This window comes from Limibacillus halophilus (genome assembly GCF_014191775.1).
GTDB lineage: Bacteria > Pseudomonadota > Alphaproteobacteria > Kiloniellales > CECT-8803 > Limibacillus > Limibacillus halophilus.
Window position 1 is genome coordinate 22,033 of the sequence record NZ_JACHXA010000007.1, and the last position, 24,721, is coordinate 46,753.

26 protein-coding genes are annotated in these 24,721 nt (G+C 57.3%); 13 read left to right on the forward strand and 13 right to left on the reverse strand.

What is annotated here, in order from left to right:
• Nucleotides 1–82 precede the first annotated feature (82 nt).
• A complete protein-coding gene (locus FHR98_RS12145) occupies nucleotides 83–709 on the forward strand; it encodes a cyclodeaminase/cyclohydrolase family protein (RefSeq protein ID WP_183416973.1) in 627 nt (208 codons plus the stop codon).
• Nucleotides 710–853: 144 nt separating this feature from the next.
• The gene (locus FHR98_RS12150) at nucleotides 854–1,435 is read left to right on the forward strand and encodes an XRE family transcriptional regulator (RefSeq protein WP_183416974.1); all 582 of its coding nucleotides are present in this window, start codon (nucleotides 854–856) and stop codon (nucleotides 1,433–1,435) included.
• A gap of 7 nt (nucleotides 1,436–1,442) precedes the next feature.
• Here the strand turns inward: FHR98_RS12150 and FHR98_RS12155 are convergent, their stop codons facing one another.
• The 5 genes from FHR98_RS12155 to FHR98_RS12175 all read right to left on the reverse strand — a co-directional run bounded on the left by FHR98_RS12155 (nucleotide 1,443) and on the right by FHR98_RS12175 (nucleotide 6,124).
• The gene (locus FHR98_RS12155; protein WP_183416975.1) at nucleotides 1,443–2,210 is read right to left on the reverse strand and encodes an SDR family NAD(P)-dependent oxidoreductase; all 768 of its coding nucleotides are present in this window, start codon (nucleotides 2,208–2,210) and stop codon (nucleotides 1,443–1,445) included.
• 77 nt (nucleotides 2,211–2,287) lie between these two features.
• Nucleotides 2,288–3,802 (reverse strand): sodium/proline symporter PutP, encoded by a 1,515-nt coding sequence (gene putP, locus FHR98_RS12160; protein WP_246377806.1) that lies wholly within the window; start codon nucleotides 3,800–3,802, stop codon nucleotides 2,288–2,290.
• Between the two features lie 45 nt (nucleotides 3,803–3,847).
• Nucleotides 3,848–4,549, reverse strand: a complete 702-nt coding sequence (locus tag FHR98_RS12165) for an acetoacetate decarboxylase family protein (RefSeq protein WP_183416976.1) — start codon at nucleotides 4,547–4,549, stop codon at nucleotides 3,848–3,850.
• A 253-nt stretch (nucleotides 4,550–4,802) separates the two neighbouring features.
• Nucleotides 4,803–5,354, reverse strand: coding sequence for a redoxin domain-containing protein (locus FHR98_RS12170; protein WP_183416977.1), 552 nt, complete (start codon nucleotides 5,352–5,354; stop codon nucleotides 4,803–4,805).
• 20 nt (nucleotides 5,355–5,374) lie between these two features.
• Complete coding sequence (locus FHR98_RS12175) at nucleotides 5,375–6,124, reverse strand: hypothetical protein (RefSeq protein WP_183416978.1); 750 nt, start codon at nucleotides 6,122–6,124, stop codon at nucleotides 5,375–5,377.
• A gap of 91 nt (nucleotides 6,125–6,215) precedes the next feature.
• Between FHR98_RS12175 and FHR98_RS12180 the strand changes: the two genes are divergently transcribed.
• Nucleotides 6,216–6,779 (forward strand): MarR family winged helix-turn-helix transcriptional regulator, encoded by a 564-nt coding sequence (locus FHR98_RS12180; RefSeq protein WP_183416979.1) that lies wholly within the window; start codon nucleotides 6,216–6,218, stop codon nucleotides 6,777–6,779.
• A 140-nt stretch (nucleotides 6,780–6,919) separates the two neighbouring features.
• Here FHR98_RS12180 and FHR98_RS16800 read toward each other — a convergent pair whose 3' ends face one another.
• The 3 genes from FHR98_RS16800 to FHR98_RS12195 all read right to left on the reverse strand — a co-directional run bounded on the left by FHR98_RS16800 (nucleotide 6,920) and on the right by FHR98_RS12195 (nucleotide 11,057).
• Entirely contained in the window at nucleotides 6,920–8,779 is a 1,860-nt protein-coding gene (locus tag FHR98_RS16800; RefSeq protein WP_183416980.1) for an adenylate/guanylate cyclase domain-containing protein, read from the reverse strand.
• Nucleotides 8,780–8,870: 91 nt separating this feature from the next.
• The gene (locus FHR98_RS12190) at nucleotides 8,871–10,184 is read right to left on the reverse strand and encodes a type I glutamate--ammonia ligase (RefSeq protein ID WP_183416981.1); all 1,314 of its coding nucleotides are present in this window, start codon (nucleotides 10,182–10,184) and stop codon (nucleotides 8,871–8,873) included.
• Nucleotides 10,185–10,199: 15 nt separating this feature from the next.
• On the reverse strand, nucleotides 10,200–11,057 hold the full coding sequence (locus FHR98_RS12195; protein WP_183416982.1) for a MurR/RpiR family transcriptional regulator: 858 nt from the start codon (nucleotides 11,055–11,057) through the stop codon (nucleotides 10,200–10,202).
• Nucleotides 11,058–11,239: 182 nt separating this feature from the next.
• On the opposite strand from FHR98_RS12195, the gene FHR98_RS12200 reads away from it, so the two are divergent.
• From FHR98_RS12200 to FHR98_RS12240, 9 genes are all read left to right on the forward strand, one after another.
• Nucleotides 11,240–12,034: an N-formylglutamate amidohydrolase gene (locus FHR98_RS12200; RefSeq protein ID WP_183416983.1), complete on the forward strand. Its 795-nt coding sequence runs from the start codon at nucleotides 11,240–11,242 to the stop codon at nucleotides 12,032–12,034.
• Nucleotides 12,035–12,046: 12 nt separating this feature from the next.
• A complete protein-coding gene (locus FHR98_RS12205; protein WP_183416984.1) occupies nucleotides 12,047–12,700 on the forward strand; it encodes a cysteine hydrolase family protein in 654 nt (217 codons plus the stop codon).
• Nucleotides 12,701–12,834: 134 nt separating this feature from the next.
• Nucleotides 12,835–14,007: an ABC transporter substrate-binding protein gene (locus FHR98_RS12210; protein ID WP_183416985.1), complete on the forward strand. Its 1,173-nt coding sequence runs from the start codon at nucleotides 12,835–12,837 to the stop codon at nucleotides 14,005–14,007.
• Between the two features lie 53 nt (nucleotides 14,008–14,060).
• The gene (locus tag FHR98_RS12215) at nucleotides 14,061–14,795 is read left to right on the forward strand and encodes an ABC transporter ATP-binding protein (protein ID WP_183416986.1); all 735 of its coding nucleotides are present in this window, start codon (nucleotides 14,061–14,063) and stop codon (nucleotides 14,793–14,795) included.
• Nucleotides 14,788–15,495, forward strand: a complete 708-nt coding sequence (locus FHR98_RS12220; protein WP_183416987.1) for an ABC transporter ATP-binding protein — start codon at nucleotides 14,788–14,790, stop codon at nucleotides 15,493–15,495. Before FHR98_RS12215 ends, FHR98_RS12220 begins: the two co-directional genes overlap by 8 nt.
• A 4-nt stretch (nucleotides 15,496–15,499) precedes the next feature.
• Nucleotides 15,500–16,390: a branched-chain amino acid ABC transporter permease gene (locus FHR98_RS12225; protein ID WP_183416988.1), complete on the forward strand. Its 891-nt coding sequence runs from the start codon at nucleotides 15,500–15,502 to the stop codon at nucleotides 16,388–16,390.
• 7 nt (nucleotides 16,391–16,397) lie between these two features.
• The gene (locus FHR98_RS12230; RefSeq protein WP_183416989.1) at nucleotides 16,398–17,426 is read left to right on the forward strand and encodes a branched-chain amino acid ABC transporter permease; all 1,029 of its coding nucleotides are present in this window, start codon (nucleotides 16,398–16,400) and stop codon (nucleotides 17,424–17,426) included.
• Entirely contained in the window at nucleotides 17,423–18,091 is a 669-nt protein-coding gene (locus tag FHR98_RS12235) for a cysteine hydrolase family protein (RefSeq protein WP_183416990.1), read from the forward strand. The genes FHR98_RS12230 and FHR98_RS12235 overlap by 4 nt, the downstream gene beginning before the upstream one ends.
• 25 nt (nucleotides 18,092–18,116) lie before the next feature.
• Nucleotides 18,117–19,433, forward strand: a complete 1,317-nt coding sequence (locus FHR98_RS12240) for an aspartate aminotransferase family protein (protein WP_183416991.1) — start codon at nucleotides 18,117–18,119, stop codon at nucleotides 19,431–19,433.
• Nucleotides 19,434–19,455: 22 nt separating this feature from the next.
• On the opposite strand, the gene FHR98_RS12245 is transcribed toward FHR98_RS12240, so the two are convergent.
• Complete coding sequence (locus tag FHR98_RS12245; RefSeq protein ID WP_183416992.1) at nucleotides 19,456–20,556, reverse strand: WD40/YVTN/BNR-like repeat-containing protein; 1,101 nt, start codon at nucleotides 20,554–20,556, stop codon at nucleotides 19,456–19,458.
• Between the two features lie 2 nt (nucleotides 20,557–20,558).
• Nucleotides 20,559–20,828: a MoaD/ThiS family protein gene (locus FHR98_RS12250; protein WP_183416993.1), complete on the reverse strand. Its 270-nt coding sequence runs from the start codon at nucleotides 20,826–20,828 to the stop codon at nucleotides 20,559–20,561.
• A 111-nt stretch (nucleotides 20,829–20,939) separates the two neighbouring features.
• Between FHR98_RS12250 and FHR98_RS12255 the strand changes: the two genes are divergently transcribed.
• Complete coding sequence (locus FHR98_RS12255; RefSeq protein ID WP_183416994.1) at nucleotides 20,940–21,278, forward strand: hypothetical protein; 339 nt, start codon at nucleotides 20,940–20,942, stop codon at nucleotides 21,276–21,278.
• On the opposite strand, the gene FHR98_RS12260 is transcribed toward FHR98_RS12255, so the two are convergent.
• From FHR98_RS12260 to FHR98_RS12270, 3 genes are read right to left on the reverse strand one after another with little or no spacing between them, the layout of a single operon-like run.
• Nucleotides 21,275–23,944 (reverse strand): sensor histidine kinase, encoded by a 2,670-nt coding sequence (locus FHR98_RS12260; RefSeq protein ID WP_183416995.1) that lies wholly within the window; start codon nucleotides 23,942–23,944, stop codon nucleotides 21,275–21,277. The genes FHR98_RS12255 and FHR98_RS12260 overlap by 4 nt on opposite strands.
• The gene (locus FHR98_RS12265) at nucleotides 23,944–24,222 is read right to left on the reverse strand and encodes a hypothetical protein (RefSeq protein ID WP_183416996.1); all 279 of its coding nucleotides are present in this window, start codon (nucleotides 24,220–24,222) and stop codon (nucleotides 23,944–23,946) included. The genes FHR98_RS12260 and FHR98_RS12265 overlap by 1 nt, the downstream gene beginning before the upstream one ends.
• A gap of 20 nt (nucleotides 24,223–24,242) precedes the next feature.
• Nucleotides 24,243–24,620, reverse strand: a complete 378-nt coding sequence (locus FHR98_RS12270) for a response regulator transcription factor (RefSeq protein ID WP_183416997.1) — start codon at nucleotides 24,618–24,620, stop codon at nucleotides 24,243–24,245.
• Nucleotides 24,621–24,721 lie beyond the last annotated feature (101 nt).

Below are 24,721 nucleotides of genomic sequence, written 5' to 3' on the forward strand. Positions count from 1 at the left end.
ATGACTGTTGGTCTCGGTTTTGGAGGCGCCCGAAAGAGCGCCTCCATCACCACAGGTAATCAAACAAACTAGAGGCTTTAAAATGCTCGTGAAACATACCGTTGAAGAATTCAGTAGGGTATTGGCTTCGGACGCTCCGGCGCCTGGCGGCGGAAGTGTTGCAGCCTTATCTGGTGCGCTGGGCGCCGATTTGGTCACTATGGTTTGCAATCTGAGTATCGGGCGCGAGAACTTTGAAGCGCACAGCGACGAGTTGAAGCGTTCTTTGGCAAAAGCCCAGGCACTTTCAGCCAGTCTTCTCCAACGTGTCGATCTTGATACCGAAGCTTTCACCGGTGTTATGAAGGCTTTCAAGATGCCAAAAGCAACGGATGAGGAGAAGCTTGCCCGCAGTTCTGCGATACAGGCAGGGTACCAGGATGCAATTCAATCGCCGCTCGGGATTGCCCGCGAGTGTGTTGCGGTTCTGGAACTTGCAGAAGGCCTGTTGGGGCGCTCCAATCCCAACGCCCTGAGCGACTTGGGGGTGGCTGCGCAACAGGCTTATGCCGGCCTTGAAGGGGCAATCATGAACGTCAGGATCAATATCCCGAGTATCAAAGACGCGGCCTTTGTTCAGGCGGCATCATCAGAGGTTGAAGAGCTTCTCGGCAAGGGTTCGGCAATTTCTGAGCGTGTGCACGGCTACGTCACCGCGAACCTGACTTGAGGATTTAGTTCTTGTTGCCCCGGCCCCAGGGTCGGGGGCAAGTCATTCGCCATCAAGCACGCACCAATACCTTTCTCTAATGCATCGCCTGACATCGCAGTGTGACCGCGCTATCTTCGGTTTGATTTTGAGGGGACCGATTGAATGAGCGATCCATTGGGTGATGCCGCCGATTCCTTTGCGCTTAATATCGGCAAGCGCATTCGTTATTTTCGAGGGCTCCGAGGCCTGTCGCTTTCAGAACTGTCGAGACAGTCGAGTATCGCCAAGGGCACCCTGTCCCGCCTCGAATCGGGCCAGGGAAACCCTACGATTATGACCCTTGCATCCTTGGCTTTGGTTCTCGATGTCACGCCGAGCGATTTCATCCAATCTATGCCTGGATCATCAACTTCGGACGCCCGCTCACTCGCGGGTCCCGGACTGCAAATGCTGTTCATACATCGCACGGTATCGAACGCTGTGTGGGAACTGTACGAAACAACAATACCGGCACTAAAGGAGCCAATCGTCTCTAAGACACACAGAGGCGTTGAGCACCTGTTGATGTTGGACGGCGAGGCGGAGGTTGGGCCGATCAATGGACCTGTGTGGATTAAGAGCGGTCAGCACACGTCCTTCGCCGGGGATGTGCCGCATCTCTATTGGTCACCCAAAGGCCCGTCGCGCCTTTACTTAATGATGGAGTATCCCCTATCGGAATCCTCGCAAGACGATAAACCGTAAAGTGCGGTTACCAGATTACCCAACCACCATCCACATTGAGAGTATGGCCGGTAATATATGATGCGGCGGCAGAGGCTAAGAACACCACGGCGCCAGCAATTTCGTCAGGCTGACCAACCCGCTTCATTGGAATTTTTGCAGTAGTCAGATGCTCGAAGTAGGTGGGGTCGGTCAAGTAGCGGCGCGTCATTTCGGTGTCAATGTACCCTGGGGCAATGGCATTGACGCGGATGCCCGCCCCGGCCATCTCAACAGCGAAGTTCTTGGTGATTTGAATAACTGCAGCCTTGGTGCCGTCATAAGCCGAGGAGATGGGGCCATCCACCACCATGCCGCCGATGGACGCGATGTTGACGATTGCGCCGCCCATTGACCGTTTGATCATTGACCGGCAGACGTGCTGACTCATTTCATAGACAGCGCGAAAGTTAACCTGAACAGTGATGTCAAACTCTCGTAAGTCATAGTCAAGAGCTGCCCCCGGGCGGGATAGGCCTGCGTTGTTGACCAGGATATCTATGCCTTCGAAGTGTTGATCGCAGAACGCAACTGCGTCCCGGATAGAGTCGCTATCTGTTACATCCAAGCTCCTGACGATGATCTCGGTATCTACGCCGTCACGCGTTGTGGGGACCTGTTCCATCGTGTCGATATTCAGGTCCGTTGCGATCACACGCGCACCAGCCTCGGCTAACGCCACCACTTGAGCGCGGCCAAGCCCCCCACCCGCGCCAGTTACGAGGGCGGTTTTGCCCTCCAAGCTGAAAGCCTTCATTTTAAGCCTTTCTCGCATTGCGATGTTTGGCGGCCCTTACTCAGACAGACCGCCAAACATCGTTTGATATAGGTAATCTACGACGCACGAACCGCGTCCGACGAGCCAACATGGGTAATGGCTTGTTCGGACGGTAGCGATGCCTTCGTAATTTTGCTAACTGCGAAAACCAGGATCCCGCTCAAGAAGAAGGCAGGCACCATTTCATAAAGGCCAAAGGGCGTGCCCATTTGCTTCCAAGCCACAACGGCGATAGCGCCGGAAAGCATCCCGACCAACGCACCGTTCCTGGTTACTCCCTTCCAGTAGAGCGAAATAAGGATCAGGGGTCCGAATGCGGCTCCAAAACCGGCCCAAGCATAGCCGACCAATCCCAAGACGCTGCCGCCTTGCAACGCTAGGATGAATGCGATGAGCGCAACGACAACTATCAAAGCCCGGCCGATCCATACCAGCTGGTTCTGTGATGCATTACGATTGAGCAGCGCGCGATAGATATCCTCGGTGAGCGCCGACGACGTAACCAGCAACTGAGAATCCGCAGTGGACATGATCGCCGCGAGTACGGCTGCCAGCATGATGCCGCCGATCCAAGGGTTCATGACCGCCCCTGTAAGGGCTAGGAACACTTTTTCGGGGTCATCTAGTGGCGTTTCAAAGTAAACGATACCAGCCAATCCAACAAGCAAGGCACCGAACATGGAAACCAGGACCCAAGTCATGCCGATTCGGCGGGCTGCCGGAATCTGCTCAGGGGATCGAATGCCCATGAAGCGAGCAAGGATGTGCGGTTGACCAAAATAACCCAGTCCCCAGGCCATGCTGGAGACGATAGCAATCAATCCGAAAGTCCCGCCAGCGCTCCAAGTACCGCTCACGGCGTCGAAAGAAGTTTGGCTGCCAAGTGCTAGCAACGTCGGTTCGCGGGCTTCAATGCCTTCGACAAGGTTACTGAATCCACCAACAGCGAACACGGCAATCAAGGGGACGACGACTAGCGCAAAAACCATCAACAATCCCTGCACCACGTCAGTGTAACTTACGGCGAGAAAGCCACCAATGAAGGTATAGACGACGACAACGGCAACGCTGAGCGCCACGGCCGTTGTGAACTCGACGCCAAAAACCTCACCGAATAGGAGGCCACCGGCAACAAGGCCGGAAGAAACATAAAGCGTGTAGAAAATAAGAATAATAATGGCTGAAAAAATACGTAGCACCCGTGTCCTATCTTCAAAGCGGTACTCAAAAAATGCGGAGATGGTCAGGGCATCATTTGCTTGCTCGGTGTAAACCCGCAGTCGCGCAGCCAGAAATTTCCAAGACAGATAGATGCCTACAGCAAGGCCGAATATCATCCAGACGGCGTCGAGTCCCGCAGCATAGGCCCAGCCTGGAAGACCGAGGAGCAACCACCCGCTACTGTCGCTCGCATGAGCACTCAATGCCGCTGTCGTGCTGTTCAGTCGGCGTCCGCCCAGAATGAAGTCGCCAAGCGTGTTTGTACTCCGGTAGCAGTAAATGCCAATGAACACCATCAACGCCAGATAGGCGCCAAAGGTGATGAGTGCAGGAAATGACATTCCAGACATGTGTAACCTCCCCATTCACATGATGACTATGCGGAACCCGTGGCTTTAGTTATTCAGGTCCGCAACGATTGAGCCGTTGCCCAACAGGAAATCGACAACCGTGATCTCGGCGCCGACGATGGCCTTGACGCCAATTTTGGGCAAAGGGTCGTCGTCGTTGCCGCCGAGCGTCAGCGTGGCAGAACCCGGGATTGTCTCTTTGAGTTTGATGTCGCCAAGGTCGTTTCGAATGACTTGGTAATAGTCGAACCCAGAACCATCCGCGGCGGCAAAGGTTTTGATCTGCAAGCGTGGATGCATGACTGGCTTTTCGAAGGCAACATCGCTGGGCGTGAAGGTCACATCGATCAGCGTTGCCCCGCGACGCACGACTTTGCCGGTGGTGCCGTCTCGGCCTAATGTGACCTCTGCAATCTTCTTGGGATAACCCCAAATTTCCCGACCCGCCGCCAAGGAGTCGTCCGACGAGACGTATTCTAGCGCTACATGCGCGCCTACGATGCTGTCATACCGCGCCGGAATGACCAGGCCGGCTTCCGTGTAACTTCCGAGGGGGCCAGCGTCTGGAGCGTCCATAACGAAGACCTCGCAAGTGTCGCCAACCAATTCAAACTCATCGGGCAAAAACCGGGTTAGCGCTGCCGGGTCGCATTGGCAAAAGACGCTAATCTTGCGGACGTTCCTGTAGTGATAGGGTAGTTCGGCGTAAAGCGGCGCGATGTGTGGCGTAGAAAAGGGTCTTTGCATATCGGGACGAACTCCGGTCAATAGAATCGTTCATTAAAATGAACGATAACCGAAGCTGACGTCAAGCGATTCCGAAAAAACGGAATGCGAGCGTTTACCAGGCAACCCCTTACGGTCTAAACGAACTCTCGACTAAGGGTCTTTCTTACTCATCTTCCAGCCTACCAGACTTATTCCTACCATCAAACCGTGATGGCCGAAAATGATCGCCCAGTCATGCGTATGGGCCGATAGGATGTTCAGAGACGAACCGCTAGCCCTTGGATACTTGGCAGCCGTCGTCATCGCATAGAGCGTCGTGAGAGTCCTTGGAGCTGCTTGGCACGAAATCCCGTTGGGTCTCGGCCATCAGCGTAGCGATTTCCGCACCGATGCGCAGCTCGGATACCTGGCCAAAGTAATGCGCCCTCAAGGAACCGGCAGGGTCTATCAACAGCAGACTGGGGGTGCCGCGCATTTGGTAGGATTGCATGGTTTTGGGCATGCCGGCCTCGCCCGCCTGATCGACACCGACGGGAAAGGTTAATCGATACTCATACAGGAATGCTTCGAGGGAGACAGGAGTCATCGCTGCGTGATGTTCGAAGACGCTGTGTAGGCCAATGACAGAAACTTTGTCTTTCGGAAAGGTGTCATGGATTGCCTGGGCCAGCGGCAATCCATGGCTCACACAACCGGGACAAAGCATCTGAAAGGCTTCGATGACCACCACTTTGCCCAGGAGAGCGGCCAAGTCGAGGTCTTTGTCCGTGTTGAACCAACGTGAAACTTGAAGGGCTGGGGCTTGCGGGCTGGACGCAGGCATGGGGTCATCCTCTAAAGCAGTCAATCGATCTTGCCGGGCAAGCTAAGGTCATTGGAGGCAATATCAAAGATATCAACGACGCAGAGCAAGGGCGCATGGACGTTGGCGTTCACACGCAGGGCCGCCGTTACCCCGTCGTAGGCGGCGCCGGTTATCAGATCTGGCTCGGCGAAAGCCACTGTGACCGTGATTTCCGGACCATCGAACAGGGGTGTGAAACCCGGGCTATCTATGAAGATCGGCAAGCCGGGCCAAGTTGCTGGCATTCGGGGTGTCTCGCCGGCAGGGATGTCACGCACAGCCAAGGCACCGGGGCCGCAGGCCTCGGTTGGTGTAAGGACGACCCAGTGGCTGTGCCATTTTGTGCCATCGTTCGTCGGGTCGCCGTCGCCGTCTTCGTCGTAAAGTGGCGTGTCGTCGAAATCTGGATGGCTTGTTGCCGCCAAGGCGAGGATGCCGGTTTTCCCTTCGAAGCCGACCGTCGCGGGGTCTAGCGACGTAGGCCAGACGTAGGACAGTACCGCGGCGCCACCCAACGCACCGGCGGGTGTAGGTATTTCTGATCCGGCAAGGCCATTCGTTGTCATGCGGAAAGTTACCATCCGGCCATCCTGATGGGCGTGGGCGGCGAGGATATCGAAGGCCATCGGCTTGGACGAATCCGCCGCGGACGTCACCGCGTCAGGCTTATCTATGGCATGGCTGCCATCGGCCATGGCCGGAGTTGCGACCAACACTACGGCGAGGGCACTCAAGGGTAGGCTCTTCATGTCTGGCTCCTAAAGGATTCAATCGGTTCAGCATTAATAGTAGCGAGTCGATATTATTGCAAATGAAATTTCGACTCGCTATAAATTTGTCATGGCAAACGATTCACCTGCGCAGATACGCTCTTTGATCGATCGTCTCGCTCGTCTCGATGCCGCCGAGGCCTGGTTAGGCGATCTCAATCCGGCGCAGGTTGCCGCCTTGAGCTACCTTTCGCGAGCAAACAGGTTCTCCCGCTCCCCGTCCCAGGTCGCCGACTATCTTGGAGCAACGCGCGGCACCACGTCTCAAACGCTCAAGGTGCTGCAGCGAAAAGGGTACTTGGTGGAGCAGCGGTCGCTTTCCGACCGCCGCAGCATTTCCTATTCGGTCTCGCGTGAGGGTCAGGCCCTCGTGGGTGACGAAGCGCCGATCGAAGCGGTCTTGCGGTGTCTGGATGGCGCTCAGGCCGCCGCGATTGAACACACTTTACGTGAGATACTTCAGGCCTTGCTGGACAAGCGGGGCGGGCGCGCTTTCGGCGTTTGCCGAACCTGCCGCTATCACCAGAAACGCGGCGCGGGCGGGTTTTGCACCTTGCTTTCAGAGCCGCTGAAGGAAGAGGAGACCACACAAATCTGTTTTGAACACAAAGCGCCTCAACCTGCCCATAATTGATAGCGCACGAACATCTTCCTTCCGACGTTACGCTGATCGCCAGAAAACTTCGGGGATTCCTAAGCCGGGGTGGCAAGCAGGCGGGACTAGCCGACCCCGGTGCTGGAATAGCCCGAAGGGGCCGGACAGACCCTATAGTCTCAGTTTCGCCGTAAGAGCTCGTAAACCCGCAACTCTTCGAGCTTTCCTTTGACTCGCTGCATCCCTTTGTCTTCAAGGCTGAAATCCGCGGTCAGGGAATCGGCGATGTTTTCGCTGACAAGCACAATGGATTCGGCTTGGGGGTTAACAATCTTTCCCAAGCCTTCCAGCCTTTGCGTGGTGTTAACCGCATCGCCGACGATCGTGTAGTTTATGCGCTCCGGGGCGCCGATATCACCGACGACGACCGGACCTGCGTGAATGCCGATTCTTATGCGGACCGGCCTCAAGCCCTGTTTGATGCGGTGCTGATTGTCGGCGGCAATCGCTTTTCGGATCTCCAAAGCAGCCCGTGCGGCTGAAACAGCAGGGTTGTCCACGTGACCCGGCGCGCCCCAGAAAGCCATGACGGCATCCCCGATATACTTATCGATTGTACCGCCTTCACGCTCTATGCAAGCGGATACCAGCGTGAGGTGCTGATTGATGAAATCGGCAACCTCGTTCGCCGACAGGCTTTCACAGGTTTCCGTGAAGCTGGCGATATCGGTGAACATGATCGCCAGTTCCTTTTCCTCGGTGCCTGCACCGACCCGCCCTTCCTTGATCAGCACGTTCACAAGGCTATGCGGCACGTATCGGCCGAAGGCCATTAACCCTTCCAGCATGGCGTTGAACGAACGGGATAGCTCGTTGACCTCGCGAAACGAGGTAATGGGGAGTTGGTTCACTTCGCCGAAATCGAGGCGGCCTATTTTGGCTGCTTCAACGGCGGCGCGCCGGATTGGGCGCGAGACATAGGCTCCAAGGATGGCTGCAGCCACCAGGGAAAGGGCAAGAACGACCAACGCCGCGCCCATTGCCCAGTAGAAGATGCGCAAGGGCGCATCCACGGCGCTCTTCAAGCTGTAAGCTCCTACCGTCAACGGCAGATTATTGAAACCGGCAACCTCTCGCGAAACGATCAGGTACGGCTTTCGTCCGACCATTGTTTCGCGCGCCACGGCGCCGGGGGGCGGCGTGATCAGGAAGGCACCGCTGGCTTCGGGTATATCATTGTAGTCAGTGATGACCCCATCGGAGAACTCGTTGAGCAACGGCAGCGGCACGTCTGGAGTCTGTCCGCCAAACCCATTGATCAGGAAGGGGTGTGCCAGGACATAGTCGTGATCATAAAGGATAAACGCCGTATAGCGCGGCGGATCGCTGAGCCTCGCGGTAAGCCTGGAAAGTGAACCGGTTGAAACCGTGGCGATGACGACACCGATCAGGTCTTCACGCACCCAAACGGGCACGCGATAGGTCAAGAATGTCGTGTTGGCTTCTGGTATGAACACCGGTCTGCCCCAATGGGGGCGAACGAAAGCGTCGACGTCGGCCAGCACGGAAGAAAAAGCAGGGTCGTGGGAAAGGTCCAGCGTGTTGACTGCGACGGATCCGCCGCCGTCATCCCGGACAGCCCGCAGTGCATGTCCTTCCGGGTCCGAAATCAAAAGCGCGGTAATCTGAGGCGCTGCGGCGAAGGCGCCAGCGGCGAAATCCTGCAGCGCCGGATCGGAAATTTCATAGCGTTTATCACTGAGCGCACTGGCTACATACTTTGCTTGAAAAATAGCGGCGTTCAGATGATCGCGTAACTCGGCTTCCTCGGTTGCCAGCGCCCGCTCGATCAAACGGCTTGCAAACTCCCTGATGATGCCGCGTCCGGTATACCACTGTAACGCTTGTACGGCACTGACAGCGACCAATACGAAGATACCAAAGCTCAAGATCAAGGCTGGCATTAGCGGCATTCCGCGAAGCCGTTCCGCGCCATTGGTCTTGCCGGAAACTGAAGGCTGTTTTCTCGCCTTGGTCACTTTGTATCGGCTCCCTTGCCCGTCTGTCCGGCTTACACCTCACCGGACACCCCCTCCGTCTGGTGCCTTTAACGGGACTCCCAACCCGCCATCAATAGACTTCTTCATAGGCTGCGCAAACCGCCGATTGATCACGGTCGGCAAGAAAAGCGATTTCCCCCTTCTTATGCTGAAGATAGAGATCGGCAAAACCCTTGGGGAACCAACCTTTAACCACCGAATTGGCGTAGAACCGCTCGAGGGCCTCGGGAAGAGATTGCGGCAGACGGGTGTAGCCGCGCACCGCCAGCGCGGCCGCGTCCAGCAAGGATAGGTCCTCTTCCGTCGCTTCGGGAACTTCCAGGCCTTCCTCAATGCCTTGGACGCCTGCATGCACGATGGCGGCAAGCTGAAGATGGGGGCTGGCTGCGGCGTCAGCGGCGCGAAACTCGAAATTGAACTGTGCAGCCCTGTCGATGTCGCTCATGTCGGAAACCGGGCAGATTCGAACCGACGCCTCTCGATCCCGGAAGCCCAGGTTGTTGAAAGCCGCACTCCAGCGATGCGGCGTCAAACGCAGGTAGGAAACGACACTGGGTGCGGTGATTGCCAGGATACTGTCGAGATACTTGAGCACCCCGGCAACAAACTGCCCCGCCGGCCGGGTCAGGCCATGCTTGCCCTCGGGGTCGTAGGTGGCATGTTTGCCGTTCCGGTCAAAAAAGCTCATGTGGATATGAACGCCGTTGCCAACACTGGCCGGATCGCGGATCGGCGTGAAGGTTACCTCGCGATCCAGGCGCTGTGCGGTGGCGCGTGTCAACTCGCGCAGGATCGTCGATTGATCGGCAATGGCCAAGCCGTGTTGGGGCCCCATCGTGACCTCATACTGGCCTGGCCCATACTCCTTCATGAAGGTGTCCGGTTCGATACCGGTCTTGGCGAGGGCAGCCACCAGTAGTTCAGCGAACTCGCGCTCGGCGCGGAACCCGGACAGCGTATAGGCGTCTCCCAGCGGGTGATTCTGCCCTTTGAACTGAAACTCATGCTCGAAGGCACCATAAAGCGACAAGCCGCCGACGTCCTTCAGGCGCGCCAAAGCGGTGCGGAGCATCGCACGCGTGCAGAACTCCCAGGGGTCGCCGTTTGTATGTCTTATGTCACCCAAGGCAAAATGCTCGACGGGCCCACCGTCTTCGAAATCCACCCGTACGCGTGCATCCGGATCCGGGATGAGTACAAGATCGCCAAGCGATCCGAACGGACTGGATGCCAAGAGATCGAAGCAAGTGATTTGAATGTTGGTCGGTGTCCAGCCGACGCCACGGCGTAACCGTTTATCGAACTGGCTGGCCGGAAATCCCTTGCCGCGAACCTTGCCGGCGATATCGGTACAGCAAGCAACGATCATTTCTTCAGGCGTCATCTTGTCCTCGTATGGTTATTCTTGGCTGCCGCTGGGCGGCGATAATCTCAGGCTGTCCCAGGCTTCGATCCGCTTACGGGTCTCGGGCCAATTGACTTCCGATACTTTGACGATCAAGGCTTCGACAAAGGCGATGGCGCAAGCAACGGTATCCCATGCGGTGCCGCTTTCGATGGGTAAGGCAACCACAAGATCGCTGTGTCTTGCGATCGGCGACATCCACTTGTCGGTAATCAGAATTATCGTTGGGTTGCGTCGAGATGCGACGGTCGCCGCAAGGCGCTCAAGATCGGGTTGATAACGCCGGAAATCAAACAAAATGAAAACGTCACGCTTGCGCATGCGCAGAATGTCGTCCGGCCAGCGCTCTTGATTGCCAGCCAAGTGATAAATATTCGGGCGAATCTGGCGCAAGTGGACTGACAGGAAGGTCGCGATACTGTCGCTTATGCGTCCGCCAAGCAAAAATACGCTTCGCGACGGGTCCGCGAGCAGCCGCAAGATTGAGTTGAACTGGTCCTGCGGAACACTGCTGGCCATTTCCGCGACCTGCTCGGCAATACGTTTGGCGTAGTCGCCCAGGAAGGACTCGTCCTGGCCACTGTGCTCGCTTGCCATCAGATCCAGTGGGGAGCGTTGTCCTTCACGCAGTTCGCCGATCAACTGGCGCTGAAATTCCTGATAGCCGCCAAACCCGACTTTGCTGACGAAGCGTGTGATCGACGGTGCGCTGACGCCCGTTTGCGCGGCGAGTTCCTGAATTGTCTGCAATCCGGCAAAGGGGTAATCGGCAAGAATTGCGCTCGCGATCTTCCGTTCGCTGGCGGTAAGCTTTGTGCCATCTCGTCGAACGATGTCACGAACCGTCGCCATTTCCTCCCGATCCCCATCCGGTATGCTTTCTGACCCGCTTTAAGGTTGAATTATCAATCATGAAAATTATCAGTCAATTTAAAAAACATCGTTGACTATGAGCGGAAAATTTCTTCCACTTCCTTCTGTTGTCTTGGCGCTCAGGCCATATCTGTGAATCTCTTAAGCAGGCACCGATAGCCATGTTGCAAACAGTTCAGGCAGAAGCTTTGTTTTTGACAGCGGACGACCCTGATCCTGTTGGCACGATCAATGCCGAAGGTGGCTCTCCGTTTTTTCTGACCTGCGAGCACGCCGGTCGTCTCGTGCCGGCGCGGCTTGGTGATCTGGGCGTGGCGACGGCGGAGATGGAGCGCCATATCGCTTACGACCTCGGTGCCCTGGCATTGGCCGAGCGGCTTTCCGTGATATTGGACGCTTCCCTGATAGTACAGCGCTACAGCAGGCTGGTGGTCGATTGTAACCGGCCTTTCGAAGCGCCTGGCTGCATCCCCACCGTCAGTGACGGAACGGAAGTACCGCGAAATCAGAACATCTCAGCGCAGGAGCGCCGTCAGCGCTATGCGGAGATTCACCAACCTTTCCACAACGCCATTCGCGATGCGCTGGATGAACGTAATCGGCGGGGTGTGCCGGGTGTTCTCGTATCCGTGCATAGCTTTACTCCCTGCCTGTCGGTCAGCGGCAGCCCGCGCCCTTGGCATCTTGGCGCGCTGTCCAATCGCGACAACCGATTCGCGCGGGCATTTCTCAACGCTTTTCAGCAAGACAATCCTGAGATCGTCTGTGCGCACAATGAACCCTACAAGGTCTCCGATCAGACCGACTTTACAATTCCGGTACATGGCGAACGCCGTGGTCTGCCACATATCCTGTTGGAAGTGCGCAACGATTTGATCGTCGACCCGCAGGATCAGGCCGACTGGGCCGAGCGGATCGCCAAGGCTTTGGGCACTGCAAAACAATCGCAGCTTTGAAAGATGACGAGAATGGCCGCTGAATTTCCGACGACCCGCGATATAGCACTCGACCCCAAGGCTTCAGGTATCTTGTTTATCGATGTGCAGAATTTTTCCTCAGGACCGGAAGGCGGCGAATTCAAGGACGTGCCACCTGACGAGGTGACCAAGACGTACGGTTACTTTTTCGACCAGGCCAAGACCGTCGCCATTCCAAATATGCAAAAGCTCCAAGCGGCTTGCCGAAAGGCGGGGGTCGAGGTTCTTTATACGACCATCGAAAGCCTGACAAAGGACGGCCGCGACCGCAGCCTTGATTACAAGATCACCGGTTTCAATGTGCCGAAGGGTTCTTGGGATGGTAAGGTCATCGACGAGATTGCGCCCACAGATGACGAGATAGTTCTGCCGAAGTCGTCCTCTAGCGTCTTTATCTCGACCAACATCGATTACCTATTGAGAAATCTGGGCATACGGCAGCTTGTTCTTTGCGGTTTTCTAACGGATCAATGTGTTGAATCCGCTGTGCGCGATGCGTGTGATTTAGGATACCTGGTAACCTTGGTGCCGGATGCTTGTGCCACGATCACACCGGAGCGGCAGGAAATGTCACTGCGGGCGATCAAGGGCTATTGCAGGCAGGTAAGTACCGACGCCTTGATAAGGGAGATTGAAGGCCGATAGAGGCCGGACGACCGAAAGCGCCACGGGATTTGTGAAACGCTTTCGATAGAGTGGGTTGAATGCGCCAGAACGAGAAGAGAGGCTCGGCGTTGCAGCCCGGTGGTGAAGCCAATGGATAGGACAGGGAGAGTCATATGAGAAACAAAGCAACATGGTTCGTAGCATCGGCAGCCGCGCTGTTGATAGCGACCACGTCTCAAGCGGCCGAGGATAAGATCATTATCGGCGGTGCGCTTTCGCTGACCGGTGTTCAGGCACCCCTAGACACGCCGGGCCTGCAGGGCGCGGAAGTGGCAGTGAAATACCTGAACGACAACGGCGGCCTGCTGGGTAAGCAGATCGAGTTTATCAACATCGACGGCAAATCCGATCCTGTGACGGTCGGCAACGTTGCGGTCGAATTGATCGATAAGGGTGCCGAATTGATCGTAGCGCCTTGCGATTTCGACTTCGGCGGTCCGGCCAGCCGCGAGGCTCAGGCCTCCGGGTTAGTCGGTATCTCGACCTGCGCATCGGATCCGCTCTATAGCTCTTGGTCGCTGGGCGACAAGCAGTTCACCCTCTCCATGTGGAATACCACGATGGGCGCGGTGGCGGCCGATTACGCCTTTAAGGAGCGGGGCTGGAAGACGGCCTATGTCGTGACCGACCAGTTCATCGCCTACACCAAATCCCTATCGAAGTATTTTGTCGCGCAGTTCGAGGCGAACGGCGGTGAGATCATCTTGGAAGACACCTACACAAACGGCGATAACAACTTCTCGGCGCAACTCGCCCGCCTGCAGGCGCTCGGCAAAAAGCCGGACGTGATTTTCCTTTCCTCCTATGGACAGGACATCGGCGCCATTATCCGCGCGTTACGTGAAGTGGGTTACGACGCCCCTGTTCTGGGCGGTGACGCCTATGACGACCCGGCCATGCACGAGGCTTTGGGCGATAAACTCGGAAACGATGTCTACTTCGTAACCCACACGTGGATGGGCCCCGAAGCGCATCCCGACATGCCCAAGTTCATCGATCTCTTCACCCAGATGTACGGCAACGCACCCGATACGTCTTTTGTGTCGACCGGGTGGGACACGATTATGCTGTTGGCGGCCGCCGTCGAAGCGGCGGGCACAACGGATGGCGACGCCGTGGCCAAGGCGCTGGAAGAGGGTGAGTTCGATCTTCTGACAGGCAAGCTTGATTACGGGACCGCAGAGGAAGGTCACGTACCGAACAAGGCCGCCGTTTTGGTTGAGCTAAAGGGCGGTAAGCCGACTTTCGTTGGTTGGCGCAAGCCGGAAAGCATTCCTGCACCTTGACGAGGGATGACGCCGGGAGCTTCGTGTTCCCGGCGTCTTTTTCCGGGGACTAAATGTCGAATTCTACTTTGATCGCTGAGGATGTTTCGGTGGAGTTTTCCGGCCTGCGTGCGCTGGACGGCGTGACATTGAAACTCGATCCTGGCGAAATCGTCGGTCTGATCGGCCCAAACGGATCGGGCAAGACTACCCTGATCAATGCCATCACCGGACAGGTACCGTTGGCCGGCGGCGAAGTGCGGTTGGGCGAAGCGAAGTTGTCGGGACTATCGCCACGGAGTATCGCATTAAAGGGGATTGCCCGTTCATTCCAGATCGTGCGGCTTTTCAATAATCTGACGGTTATCGAGAACATCGAGAGCGCGGCGCTGGCGCACGGTGATGGGCTCCGCAAGGCGCGTCAAAAAGCGGCGGGATTGCTGGAGGAGTTTGGCCTAACGGCCCTGTCCGACGCTCTGGCTGTGGGATTAAGTTACGGCGACAAACGCCGCGTGGAGATCGCGCGCGCTTTGGCTGCCGAACCGGGGTTCTTGCTGCTCGATGAACCGGCAGCGGGTATGAACGAGGCGGAAACGGAAAAACTGCTCCACACATTACAAGGACTGCCGCGCGAGCGCGGTCTGGGGCTGCTGATCATCGATCATGACATGAGCTTGATGATGCGCTTGTGTGACAGGCTGCATGTCCTGGCCTCCGGCGGCACGATCGCCACGGGAACCGCTGAGGAAGTGCGGCGAAACCCGGCCGTGATCGAAGCCTATCTGGGATCGGAGGCGGTCGATGCTTGAGGTCCGTGATTTACAGGTGCGCTACGGCGCGATCCGCGCTGTCCATGGCGTTTCGCTGGAAGCCGCCGACGGCGAGTTGGTGGCTTTATTGGGCGCCAACGGCGCGGGCAAGTCCTCGACTCTGATGTGTATCGCCGGGGCGTTGAAGGCCGCGGGCGGCTCGATCCGTTTGGGCGCGGAGGACGTCACGGGCGCCAGCCCGGAGGCGAAGGTACGCAAAGGCGTGGCAACCGTTCCGGAAACCCGCGATGTCTTTCCAGACTTGACGGTCGAGGAGAATTTGACCTTGGGCGCCTATATCCGGCGCGCAGACACCAACGGCGTGCGTGAAGACCGAGAGAAGATGCTGACGCTGTTCCCTCGCTTGGCGGAACGTTCGGCGCAACCTGCTGGTACCTTGTCCGGTGGTGAGCAGCAGATGCTTGTGATCGCGCGCGCGATGATGTCACGCCCGAAGTTGCTCTTGCTTGACGAACCCTCGCTGGGACTGGCGCCGGTTGTCGTCGACCAGATTTTCGAGATGATCGCAGCATTGAAGCAATCCGGACTGACCATTCTTTTGGTCGAGCAGAACGTCGCCAAGGCTCTGTCGGTAGCCGACAGAGCCTATGTGATGCGGTTGGGTGCGATAGCAGCCTCTGGCAGTGCTGCCGAGATCGGCGCTGCCACCGACCTCAGTGCACTCTATCTGGGAGGTTGAGCGCGTGACCTTCACCATCCAGTTCATTATCGATGTTCTGAGCCTGGGCGGGGCTTATGCGCTGATGGCTTTGGGGCTGGTCATCGTATATGGCATCTTGCGTCTCGTGAACTTTGCCTATGGCGAGTTGATCATGGTCGCCGGCTATACGATGTATATGGTTGGCGGCACCGGCTTGCCTTGGTTGGTCATGGCTTTGATCGCGGTGATTATGGCGATTACTGCCGGCATCGCGACGGACTACGTGGCCTTTCGACCGGTCAGGGATAAATCCGTGACGGCCGTTCTCATCACCTCTTTTGCCTTTTCGGCCTTGCTGCAGAACGCGGCGTTGTTGTTCATCTCGCCCCGACCGCGGACGGTTCCGCTGCCGGAAATTTTCTCGCAGACCGTTCAGATTGCAGGCGTCATCACGCCCCTCCGCAATCTGATTACAATAGCGGCTTCGGTTATATTGCTGGCGCTCTTCGCATTCCTCATGCGCCGGACCGTGTTGGGCATTGCCATGCGGGCGGCGGCAACGAATTTCACTATGGCCCGGATGCTGGGAGTCCCCGCGAATCTCATCATCACTTCTGCCTTTGCGATCAGCGGTTTCCTGGCCGGCGTGGTCGGACTGTTGTGGATCGGCCGGATTGGCACGGTGGTGCCGGGGATCGGTCTGGGTCCGCTTCTTGTTGCTTTCATAGCTACGGTGATTGGCGGCATGCGCAGTCTTCCGGGTGCGGTCATCGGCGGTTTTCTGCTGGCGATGATCGACACAACGCTCAACTACACCTTGCCGCAGGATCTCCTGAAGTTTCGAGACGCCTTCACCTTCAGTCTGGTCATCATGATCCTGCTGTGGCGTCCCGAAGGTTTGATGAAGGGCCCGGCGTCGGGTCAACGAACATGAGGGCCTCATGAACCGCAACCTGCTGACATTGCTGATACTCAGCAGCCTGATCGGCCTGACGGTGCTGGCCAGCGAAGCGGTGGGAATCCGGCTCTACGACCGTGTCGCTACCAATCTTTGCATATCGTTGGTTTTGGTGCTGGGGTTGCAGGTCTTCATGGGCAACTCGGGCATTCTTTCCTTCGCGCACATAGGCTTTATGGGAATCGGCGCATACACGTCTGCGGTTCTGACCATTCCGGCCCAGATGAAAGGCATGGCGTTACCCGATCTCTATCCATTCCTGCAAGGCGTGGCCCTGTCACCCTACATCGCCATTGCCATCGGCGGCGCGGTGGCCGCGTTTGTCGCCGCAGCCATCTCCTATCCTCTGATGCGCCTTTCCGACGCGGCTGCGGTCATCACGTCGTTCGCCCTATTGGTCGTTCTCTATACGGTCATGACGCACTGGAGTCAGGTAACAAACGGACCGCGGACTCTGTTTGGCTTGCCTAAGGCAACGGACCTCAATCTGGCGGCGCTCGTTGCCGTACTTGCGTTGGGCGGGGCTCTGGCCTTCAAGGAATCAGCCACCGGAAAACTCCTGAGGGCAAGCCGGGACGATGAAACCGCGGCGGCCGCCGTCGGCGCTCACATTCCACACCTTCGCTGGCGCGCCTTTATCTTGGCGGCTTTCTTCGCTGGCGTTGGCGGCGCCTTATGGGGCCACTTCATTACCTCATTCTCGCCGAAAGCTTTTTACCTGAAAGAAACTTTCCTGATTCTTTCGATGCTGGTGATCGGGGGCGCAAACACGGTCACCGGTGCGGTGGTTGGCGCTTTCATCGTGACTGGCGCCTATGAAAGCCTGCGTGGGATGGAAAGCATGATGAACGACGCCAAAGTCATGGACGAGCCGGTCGTGGGTCTGACGGAAATAGTCCTGGCCATCGCCATGATAGCGATCCTCGCTTTGCGCCCGGGCGGGTTGTTCCCGACCCGTGAGATCGGCGCGTTGTTGTTCCGGAAGAAGACGAAAACGGAGAAAACCTCATGAGTTGGAAAACTGCCCATCGCTCGTTCTACTACGCCAACGCGGAGGAACCGGAGGACATTCGGCTCGATCCGAAGACCACGGCGCTGCTGGTGATCGACCTCCAGGAAACCTATATGGAGGACAAGGATACGCCGGAGGAAACGGCGCGCTGGCAGCCTTTCTACGACCGTATGCGCAAGACGGTGATCCCCAATAACGCGCGACTGATCGCAGAGTGCCGGGCACGGGGCGTGGAGGTAATTTTCGCGCGGATCGCCTGCATGAAATTGGACGGCCGTGACCGTTCCCTCAGTCAGAAGAAACCGGGCTTTAACTATCTGTTGCTGCCGAAGGATCGACCCGACGGTCAGGTGATCAAGGAGATCGCTCCCCAAGACGACGAGATCACCATCATCAAGACCACCGATAGCGCGCTGACCGGCACCAACCTGCGTTTGGTCCTGCACAACATGGGGATCAAGGATGTTATCTGCTCCGGTATTTTCACCGATCAGTGTGTCGCATCGACGGTGCGGAGTTTGGCTGATGAGAGCTTTGGCGTGGTGGTGGTCGAGGACTGTTGTGCCGCCGCTACGATGGAACTGCACAACCATGAACTCGATATCATCAACATGATTTATTGCCACGTCGTCCATCTCGATGAAGTTCTCGAGTTCTTCGATTGACGCTACTTGCATCGGGAGGTGCAGCGTGACGGGTTTGTACGAGCGGGATAAGCGATCTCTTTCGACCCTGTCCAACCTGCGGTTCTTCCCGCAGTCGATTACGGGTGGCAAAGGCAGTTATCTGATCGCGGAGGACGGCCGGCGGCTGCTCGACTTCTCGGCTTCCTGGGGGGCGGCCAGTCTCGGCCATTCCCATCCCGCCCTGGCGGCGGCGGTTGCGGGGGCCTTGAAGGATCAAGCGGGTGCCAGTCACCTTTCCACCGCTAACCTTCCGGCTGTCGAGCTGGCTGAAAAGCTGCTTGCTTTGGTGCCGGATCGGGCCGCGGGCAGGGTTTGGCTGGGCCATTCCGGCTCCGACGCAAATGAAACGGTGGCGCGTGCCGTGCTGGCCGCGACGGGACGCTCACGTATTCTTTCCTTTAAGGGCGCATACCACGGTGGCACCAGCGGATCGATGGCCGTGTCCGGGCACCCGGTGCAACAAGGTGTTCCCAAAGCGGCCGGCCTCAGCCTGATACCCTTCCCCGACGGGTATCGGGATGGTGGTGAGGCAGCAGCGGCGCAGGCAGCGCTCGATCATCTCCGAGCGCTTCTGGATGGCCCCGTTCCGCCAAATGAAGTTGCCGCGCTTTTCCTTGAGCCGATCCAATCGGATGGCGGCATGATTGTTCCGCCGGATGGTTATTTCCAAGAGGTTGAAGCGCTTTGTCGTCGGCACGGCATTTTGATCGTGGCCGACGAAGTCAAGGTAGGGTTGGGCCGGAGCGGGCGGTTCCATGCCTTTGAGCACCTTGGGATTCAGCCTGACATCGTTGTCTTCGGCAAGGGGCTGGGGGGTGGTCTTCCGGTTTCCGCCGCTGTGGGCCCTGAAGCGATCATGAATCACAGCGCGGCCTTCTCTTTCCAGACAGTCCATGGAAACCCGGTTTGTGCAGCGGCCGCCAAGGCAGTGCTGGAAACCATCGAGCGGGACTCGCTGGTTGAGCAGGCGGCAGAGGTTGGGCTGCACCTCAAGGGACTTCTGGAACGATTGCAGGAAAAGCACGCTTTAGTGGGTGACGTTCGAGGGCGTGGCCTGGCGCTTGGCGTCGAACTGGTGACAGACCGTCAAACCAAGGAGGCGGCAAAGACGGCAACCGCGTTGACCGTTTATCGCGCGTTCGAACTTGGCCTTATTCTGTATTATGTCGGGGTCAGTTCAAATGTGTTGGAGTTCACGCCCCCGCTGACGCTGACCAAGGAAGAGGCGACGGCTGGAGTCGCCCTGCTGGATCAGGCTCTAAGCGACGTAGCGGCAGGCCGCGTCGATCAAAAGAAGGTCGCCGCCTTCGCAGGTTGGTGATGGCGTTGTTCCCCGGAGATTCTCAGGCAAAACAAACGCCGTAGATCGGCGGCAAGGTATTAGTCACCGCGCGCCAGCTATCGCCTTGGTCTTCACTGACCCAAAGGCCCCCGGTCGTTGAGCCGAATGCCAGGCGATCTCCGCTGCTATCGATGGCAAGGGCGTGCCGGTAAACCAGATCGTACGCATGGACCTGGGGCAAACCCTTTGTCAGGGCCTCGAAGCTTTTGCCGCCGTCGCGCGTGCGGGTCACTACCAACTTCCCGCCCTTTGGAATGCGCTTCTCGTCCTTGATCTCCGGTACGAACCAGGCTGTATCCGGGTCTTGCGGGTGGACCACGACCGGGAACCCGAATGTGGAAGGCTCGACGTTGGTGATCTCCGTGAAATTCTGACCCTCGTCGGACGATACGAAGATTCCGTTGTGGTGCTGTACCCACATGCGCCATGGGGCTGCCGGGCAGAGCACGAGGCGATGAACATCTTGGGCGATAGGATCATGGGTCAATTTCGGTGGCACGTACTCCGCGCGCATGCCATGGCCACGTTGCGACCAGTTTTTGCCTGCGTCCTCGGTGAACCATATGCCTCCGGTCGACACGGCAACCCAGAGCCGTTTTGAATCCGTGGGATCGAGACAGATGGAATGAATGCCGGGCAGGTCTGCGCCGCCACCGGCCCATTGCTTGCGCAAGGGATGATCCCAGAGCGGCCGCACAAGATCCCAACTATCTCCATGATCCGGGCTATGAAACAGGCCGCCGGGAAGTGTGCCGCACCAAAGGACGCCCGGTTCATCCGCACCACCGCTTTCGAGCGCCCAGATACGGTTTGTGCTCCATTCCAAAGGACGGCCCCACATGTCGAATTCTTCGTGGCCGTCGGGCTTCGGCGGATAGGTGGGCACAGCAATTTCGGCCCAACGATCCTTGGCCCGGCGGTGGAGCTTGACCCCGAAGTGGCCGTGGTCGAGCGCGGCGTAACAGCAACCATCCCGCGGGTCGACGAGGGCCAGCGAAACGTTGTCGCCCAGAAAATCGACGTCGCTTACCGCCCAAACGCCTGCATCGCGTTTAACCGTAAAAAGACCCTTCCGGGTCGACAGAAGAAGTTTGTCGCTCATGCTCAGCCTCCCGAGAGGGCTTGTATGACGTGAATCTGGCTGGTGGAATCCACCTTGTCGCTGAGGTGCACACGGTCGCGTATGGCCTGACCGTCGATAAAAATCGTCATATGCTTCCGAAGGCACGATTGATCATCCAGGATATAGCTGCGCGCTGCCGGGTTCTCAGAAAAAACCCGTTCAAGAACTTCCCCAACCGTCGCGCCCTCGGCCACGCTGGTGGGGCAGGCTACATGCCTTTGAATGTTGGCTGTGAAGAATATCGTGGCCATCGTTCGCATTCCCCCGCAGCTCTGGCCTTCCTGGGTCCTGGATGCCGAAAGCAAGCTATCATGGTAAAGTCGCGGTCATGAGTGCGCGGTTTTCTCTACCAGTGAAACGCTATGGACTCCCAGCACGCACGTTTGATCAAGAAAATTCGCCGGATTTTTCCGGAAAGGAGCAGCGAAACCATCTTTGCAGCACTGCGGAGCTATGGCGTGGAGCCGCATGAGCGAGAGCCCTATCGCGTGTATCTGGCGATCCTAAAGCTTAGCGAGGAAGATCATCTTTCGGACGTCTCGTTCTATCTGAAAGTGGCAAAGCAGGACCATCGCGACGTTCTGGCTTGGGCAGAGTATCCGAATCAAACCAAGCTTGGACCTAATGCAGATTCCGAGGAGAGAGCGGAAAGCGTGCGAAAGGATGAAGCGCAATATCAAGCGTGGCTCGAAAAAACCTAAGTGTCGGCAAGAGCCAAGCTCACCCGAAAAAAAGTGCTGTCGTCGGCAAGAAACTCAATCGTCAGGTCGCCGCCCATCGTACGCATGATCGCTCGACTTATGGGCAACCCCAGCCCAGCGCCTTGATCTCGTTCCGCGCGGCGGCCGCGGGTAAACTTCTCGAACATGGCCACTGCTTCATCGCGACCGACCCCACCGCCGTTGTCGATGACATCGATATTCAAGCGGCCAGCGACAACCTGAGGTTTGAGCTTGATCCAAGGATTGTCTGCGTCGTTGTACTTGACTGCATTGGTCAAGAGGTTGATCAAAACCTGACAGAGACGATCTTCGTTGGCGCGGACGCGCACCTTTTCAGCAACCGGCTGTGATTCGACGGTCACACCGCTTTTGCGTGCGAAACCGGACACCGTGGCAATCGCCGTGTCGATGGCGTTGCCGGGATCGATCGGACTGAGCGCCAAGTCGAGCGTTCCAGCTTCAAGGCGGCTAATATCGAGAATCTCATCCAAAAGACGGGTCAAGCGCAGGCATTCTTCATGAATGATGGCGATGAAGCGCTGGCGCTCCGCCTCATCCACTGGTTCAGCACTCAAAAGTATTTCGGAGAACGACCGGATCGAGGTCATGGGCGTGCGCAATTCATGGCTGACTTGGTTGAGAAACTCGTCCTTGCGCGCATCAAGGCTGCGCAACCGCTCGTTCGCATCCCTAAGTTGGCGCGCTGCGCGCTCCAGTTCGGTGGACTTCTCGGATAGCTGGCGCGAGGTTTCGATCAATCGTTGGGTCTCGTCGGCGATATTGATCAACTCGGTGATACCAATCATTTCCTGACCGGCTATGCGGCTGACCATGGCATGTGCCGAGGCCGCCCCCACCGAGCCTGACAATTCACGCTCGAGTCGCGTTATAACCGCATCGTTGGGCGAGGGCAGTCCATCCACCGTGCCCTCGCTTCGGGCCATCTCGTCAAACAGTGCGCGGGCCGGTTCCGCACCAAGAATACGCTGCGCCAGTACGAAGAGATCCTCAGATGTCGCCTTACCGCCGACGAAACGCGGGGTTTCACCGCTGGCCGAGCGGAACACGTCGACGAAAAGTGCGCCCTGCAGGCGTTCAAGCGGTCGCATGTCCGACAGTCCTGAAACGATAAGAAAAAGGAGTGTGTTGGTCCCCAAGCTCCAAATAAGAGCATGGGTGAGCGGCTCGACATCCTGCAGCCCGAGCAGCGCTTCTGGGCGAAGCAGGTCGATACCCCAAGGTCCAACTTCGAGCATTGTTGCGATTTGAGGGAAATCGCCCCCGAAACTGGGTAGGAAAAGCGTATAGGCCCATAGGAAAAAGCCGAATCCGAGGCCGACGAGCGCGCCCATTCGCGTCGCACCACGCCAGAAAATCCCACCAACAAGACTCGGCAGAAACTGCGCGACACCGACGAAGGCGATCAAGCCAATGGCCGCCAGGGCGTCGGACCCGCCGCTGAACTGGAAGTAAAGAAATCCAAGACCCAAAACCAAGGCGATGCTGATACGGCGCGTCGTCAACAGCAGATTGCGCACATCACCGCTGACTTGATGCTGGGCCGAGAAGAAGTGCAGGGCAATGGGCATGACAACATGGTTGGATAGCATGGTCGATACGGCGATTGCCGCCACGATCACCATTGAAGCTGCTGAGGAGAAGCCGCCTAGAAAAGCCAGAAGCGCAAGGTCCTGCCGTCCGGATTGCAGTGGCAAAGTCAGCACGAACAGGTCCGGATTTGATCCACTTGGTAAGAATTTCAGACCGGCGATTGCGATCGGCATGATGAAAATGCTCATACCGAAGAGGTATAGAGGGAACAGCCACGACGCAGTTGCCAGATGCTTTTCCTCGACGTTCTCGACGACCGTGATCTGAAACTGACGAGGCAGGCATATTATGGCGCTGGCAGAAAGGAAAGTCAGGACGATCCAGCGCGACCCAAAAACACCCTCCTGACCATAAATAACCTCGTCCGGGACATTGGCGAAAATCTCACGCCAGCCGCCGGCCAGGCCGTAAACCGCGTACACTCCGATCACAATCAAGGCGACCAGTTTGATTACGGCCTCCACTGCGATGGCCGCGACGACACCGTGGTGCCGTTCGTTTGCATCAAGGTTGCGAGTGCCGAACAGGATGGTGAAAAGCGCCATGCCTGCAGCGATCCAAAACGCGGTTGTGGTGCTATCCGCCCCGCCGGCAACAACCTGATAGCTTCGTGTGACGGACTGTAACTGCAGGGCGATGTATGGTGTGATCGCCATTACCGAAATCACGGTAACCAGAACCGCCAGACTCGAACTTTTCCCATAACGCGACGAGATCAAGTCGGCGATCGAGGTGATACGATGGACTCGCCCGATCCGAACCAGTTTGCGCAGCAGCCACCACCAGCCGATAAAAACCAATGTTGGTCCCAGGTAGATGGTGACGAACTCCAACCCGTTTCGAGCCGCGGATCCCACCGCACCAAAAAACGTCCAGGAGGTGCAGTAAACGGAGATCGAGAGGGTGTAGATCAAAGGTGAGCGTAACCAGTGGAGCCGACCGCGCCGCGAACGTCGATCGACGACGAACGCGAGGGCGAAGAGCAGGACGACATAGCCTAGGCAGATGATCAGGATGAGATCGACGGACAGCATCAGGCGGAGGTCTTCTGATTGTCCTGAAGGTCTTCGGCGGTCGCGCTGCCGTCATTTGGGTCACTCAAATTCCGAGACAGCAATGCGGCGACCGCGATCAAACCAGCCCATACCGCGAACACATAGACCCAGACACCGGGCAGGCCGAATAGCGTCAAATCCAACGGGAATATCTTTGCTATTGGCGGGGTCAAGAGCAGTAGCCCGACGAACGGCAGGATTAACGCCCGGTCCCGGGACTTGCTGTGCCTCAAAGTGCGATCTGGAATACGGGCCATGTTTGCGACACCAGTCGGATTTATTTGGAAACGGCGCCCGCGAGGCGCTCCACTGCGGCGATGACCTCCGCATTCGAGAAGGGTTTCGTGATGTATAGGTTGGCGCCACACTCGAAGGCCGTTTCACGATCTTCGCGCTGGCCTTTTGCCGTCAGCATAATCACCGGCAGGTGCTGGCCGCGCTTGTCCGCACGCAAACGGCGTAGAATTTCAAAACCGTCTAGTCCGGCAAGCATTACATCAAGAATCATGACATCCGGCGAATCGGTCAGTGCCGCCTCCAGTGCGGCCTGACCATCCATCTCCGTGGTCACGATGAACCCTGCTCGCGCAAAAAGAAACGTCAGAGATTCAACAATATTCGGCTCGTCCTCGGCCAATAGAACACGTTTGGGCATCGTGCTGGCCTTCCTCCCATCTTAATGTTGCCCTAAATTTCTTGGGTTTTGATTTTGTATTCTGGGCAGGATGGTAGGCGATCATTTCGCCGATGTCTTCA

Bases quoted from the DNA above. Each gene is read 5' to 3' on its own strand.
- putP (WP_246377806.1), bottom strand. From the start codon at position 3,802: ATGTCTGGAATGTCATTTCCTGCACTCATCACCTTTGGCGCCTATCTG.
- FHR98_RS12260 (WP_183416995.1), bottom strand. From the start codon at position 23,944: ATGCTGTCCGTCGATCTCATCCTGATCATCTGCCTAGGCTATGTCGTC.
- FHR98_RS12230 (WP_183416989.1), top strand. From the start codon at position 16,398: ATGAACCGCAACCTGCTGACATTGCTGATACTCAGCAGCCTGATCGGC.
- FHR98_RS12150 (WP_183416974.1), top strand. From the start codon at position 854: ATGAGCGATCCATTGGGTGATGCCGCCGATTCCTTTGCGCTTAATATC.
- FHR98_RS12270 (WP_183416997.1), bottom strand. From the start codon at position 24,620: ATGCCCAAACGTGTTCTATTGGCCGAGGACGAGCCGAATATTGTTGAA.
- FHR98_RS12155 (WP_183416975.1), bottom strand. From the start codon at position 2,210: ATGAAGGCTTTCAGCTTGGAGGGCAAAACCGCCCTCGTAACTGGCGCG.
- FHR98_RS12205 (WP_183416984.1), top strand. From the start codon at position 12,047: ATGGCCGCTGAATTTCCGACGACCCGCGATATAGCACTCGACCCCAAG.
- FHR98_RS12215 (WP_183416986.1), top strand. From the start codon at position 14,061: ATGTCGAATTCTACTTTGATCGCTGAGGATGTTTCGGTGGAGTTTTCC.
- FHR98_RS12245 (WP_183416992.1), bottom strand. From the start codon at position 20,556: ATGAGCGACAAACTTCTTCTGTCGACCCGGAAGGGTCTTTTTACGGTT.
- FHR98_RS12210 (WP_183416985.1), top strand. From the start codon at position 12,835: ATGAGAAACAAAGCAACATGGTTCGTAGCATCGGCAGCCGCGCTGTTG.
- FHR98_RS12165 (WP_183416976.1), bottom strand. From the start codon at position 4,549: ATGCAAAGACCCTTTTCTACGCCACACATCGCGCCGCTTTACGCCGAA.
- FHR98_RS12235 (WP_183416990.1), top strand. From the start codon at position 17,423: ATGAGTTGGAAAACTGCCCATCGCTCGTTCTACTACGCCAACGCGGAG.
- FHR98_RS12175 (WP_183416978.1), bottom strand. From the start codon at position 6,124: ATGAAGAGCCTACCCTTGAGTGCCCTCGCCGTAGTGTTGGTCGCAACT.
- FHR98_RS12195 (WP_183416982.1), bottom strand. From the start codon at position 11,057: ATGGCGACGGTTCGTGACATCGTTCGACGAGATGGCACAAAGCTTACC.
- FHR98_RS12180 (WP_183416979.1), top strand. From the start codon at position 6,216: ATGGCAAACGATTCACCTGCGCAGATACGCTCTTTGATCGATCGTCTC.
- FHR98_RS12200 (WP_183416983.1), top strand. From the start codon at position 11,240: ATGTTGCAAACAGTTCAGGCAGAAGCTTTGTTTTTGACAGCGGACGAC.
- FHR98_RS12190 (WP_183416981.1), bottom strand. From the start codon at position 10,184: ATGACGCCTGAAGAAATGATCGTTGCTTGCTGTACCGATATCGCCGGC.
- FHR98_RS12220 (WP_183416987.1), top strand. From the start codon at position 14,788: ATGCTTGAGGTCCGTGATTTACAGGTGCGCTACGGCGCGATCCGCGCT.
- FHR98_RS12265 (WP_183416996.1), bottom strand. From the start codon at position 24,222: ATGGCCCGTATTCCAGATCGCACTTTGAGGCACAGCAAGTCCCGGGAC.
- FHR98_RS12170 (WP_183416977.1), bottom strand. From the start codon at position 5,354: ATGCCTGCGTCCAGCCCGCAAGCCCCAGCCCTTCAAGTTTCACGTTGG.
- FHR98_RS12145 (WP_183416973.1), top strand. From the start codon at position 83: ATGCTCGTGAAACATACCGTTGAAGAATTCAGTAGGGTATTGGCTTCG.
- FHR98_RS12255 (WP_183416994.1), top strand. From the start codon at position 20,940: ATGGACTCCCAGCACGCACGTTTGATCAAGAAAATTCGCCGGATTTTT.
- FHR98_RS12250 (WP_183416993.1), bottom strand. From the start codon at position 20,828: ATGGCCACGATATTCTTCACAGCCAACATTCAAAGGCATGTAGCCTGC.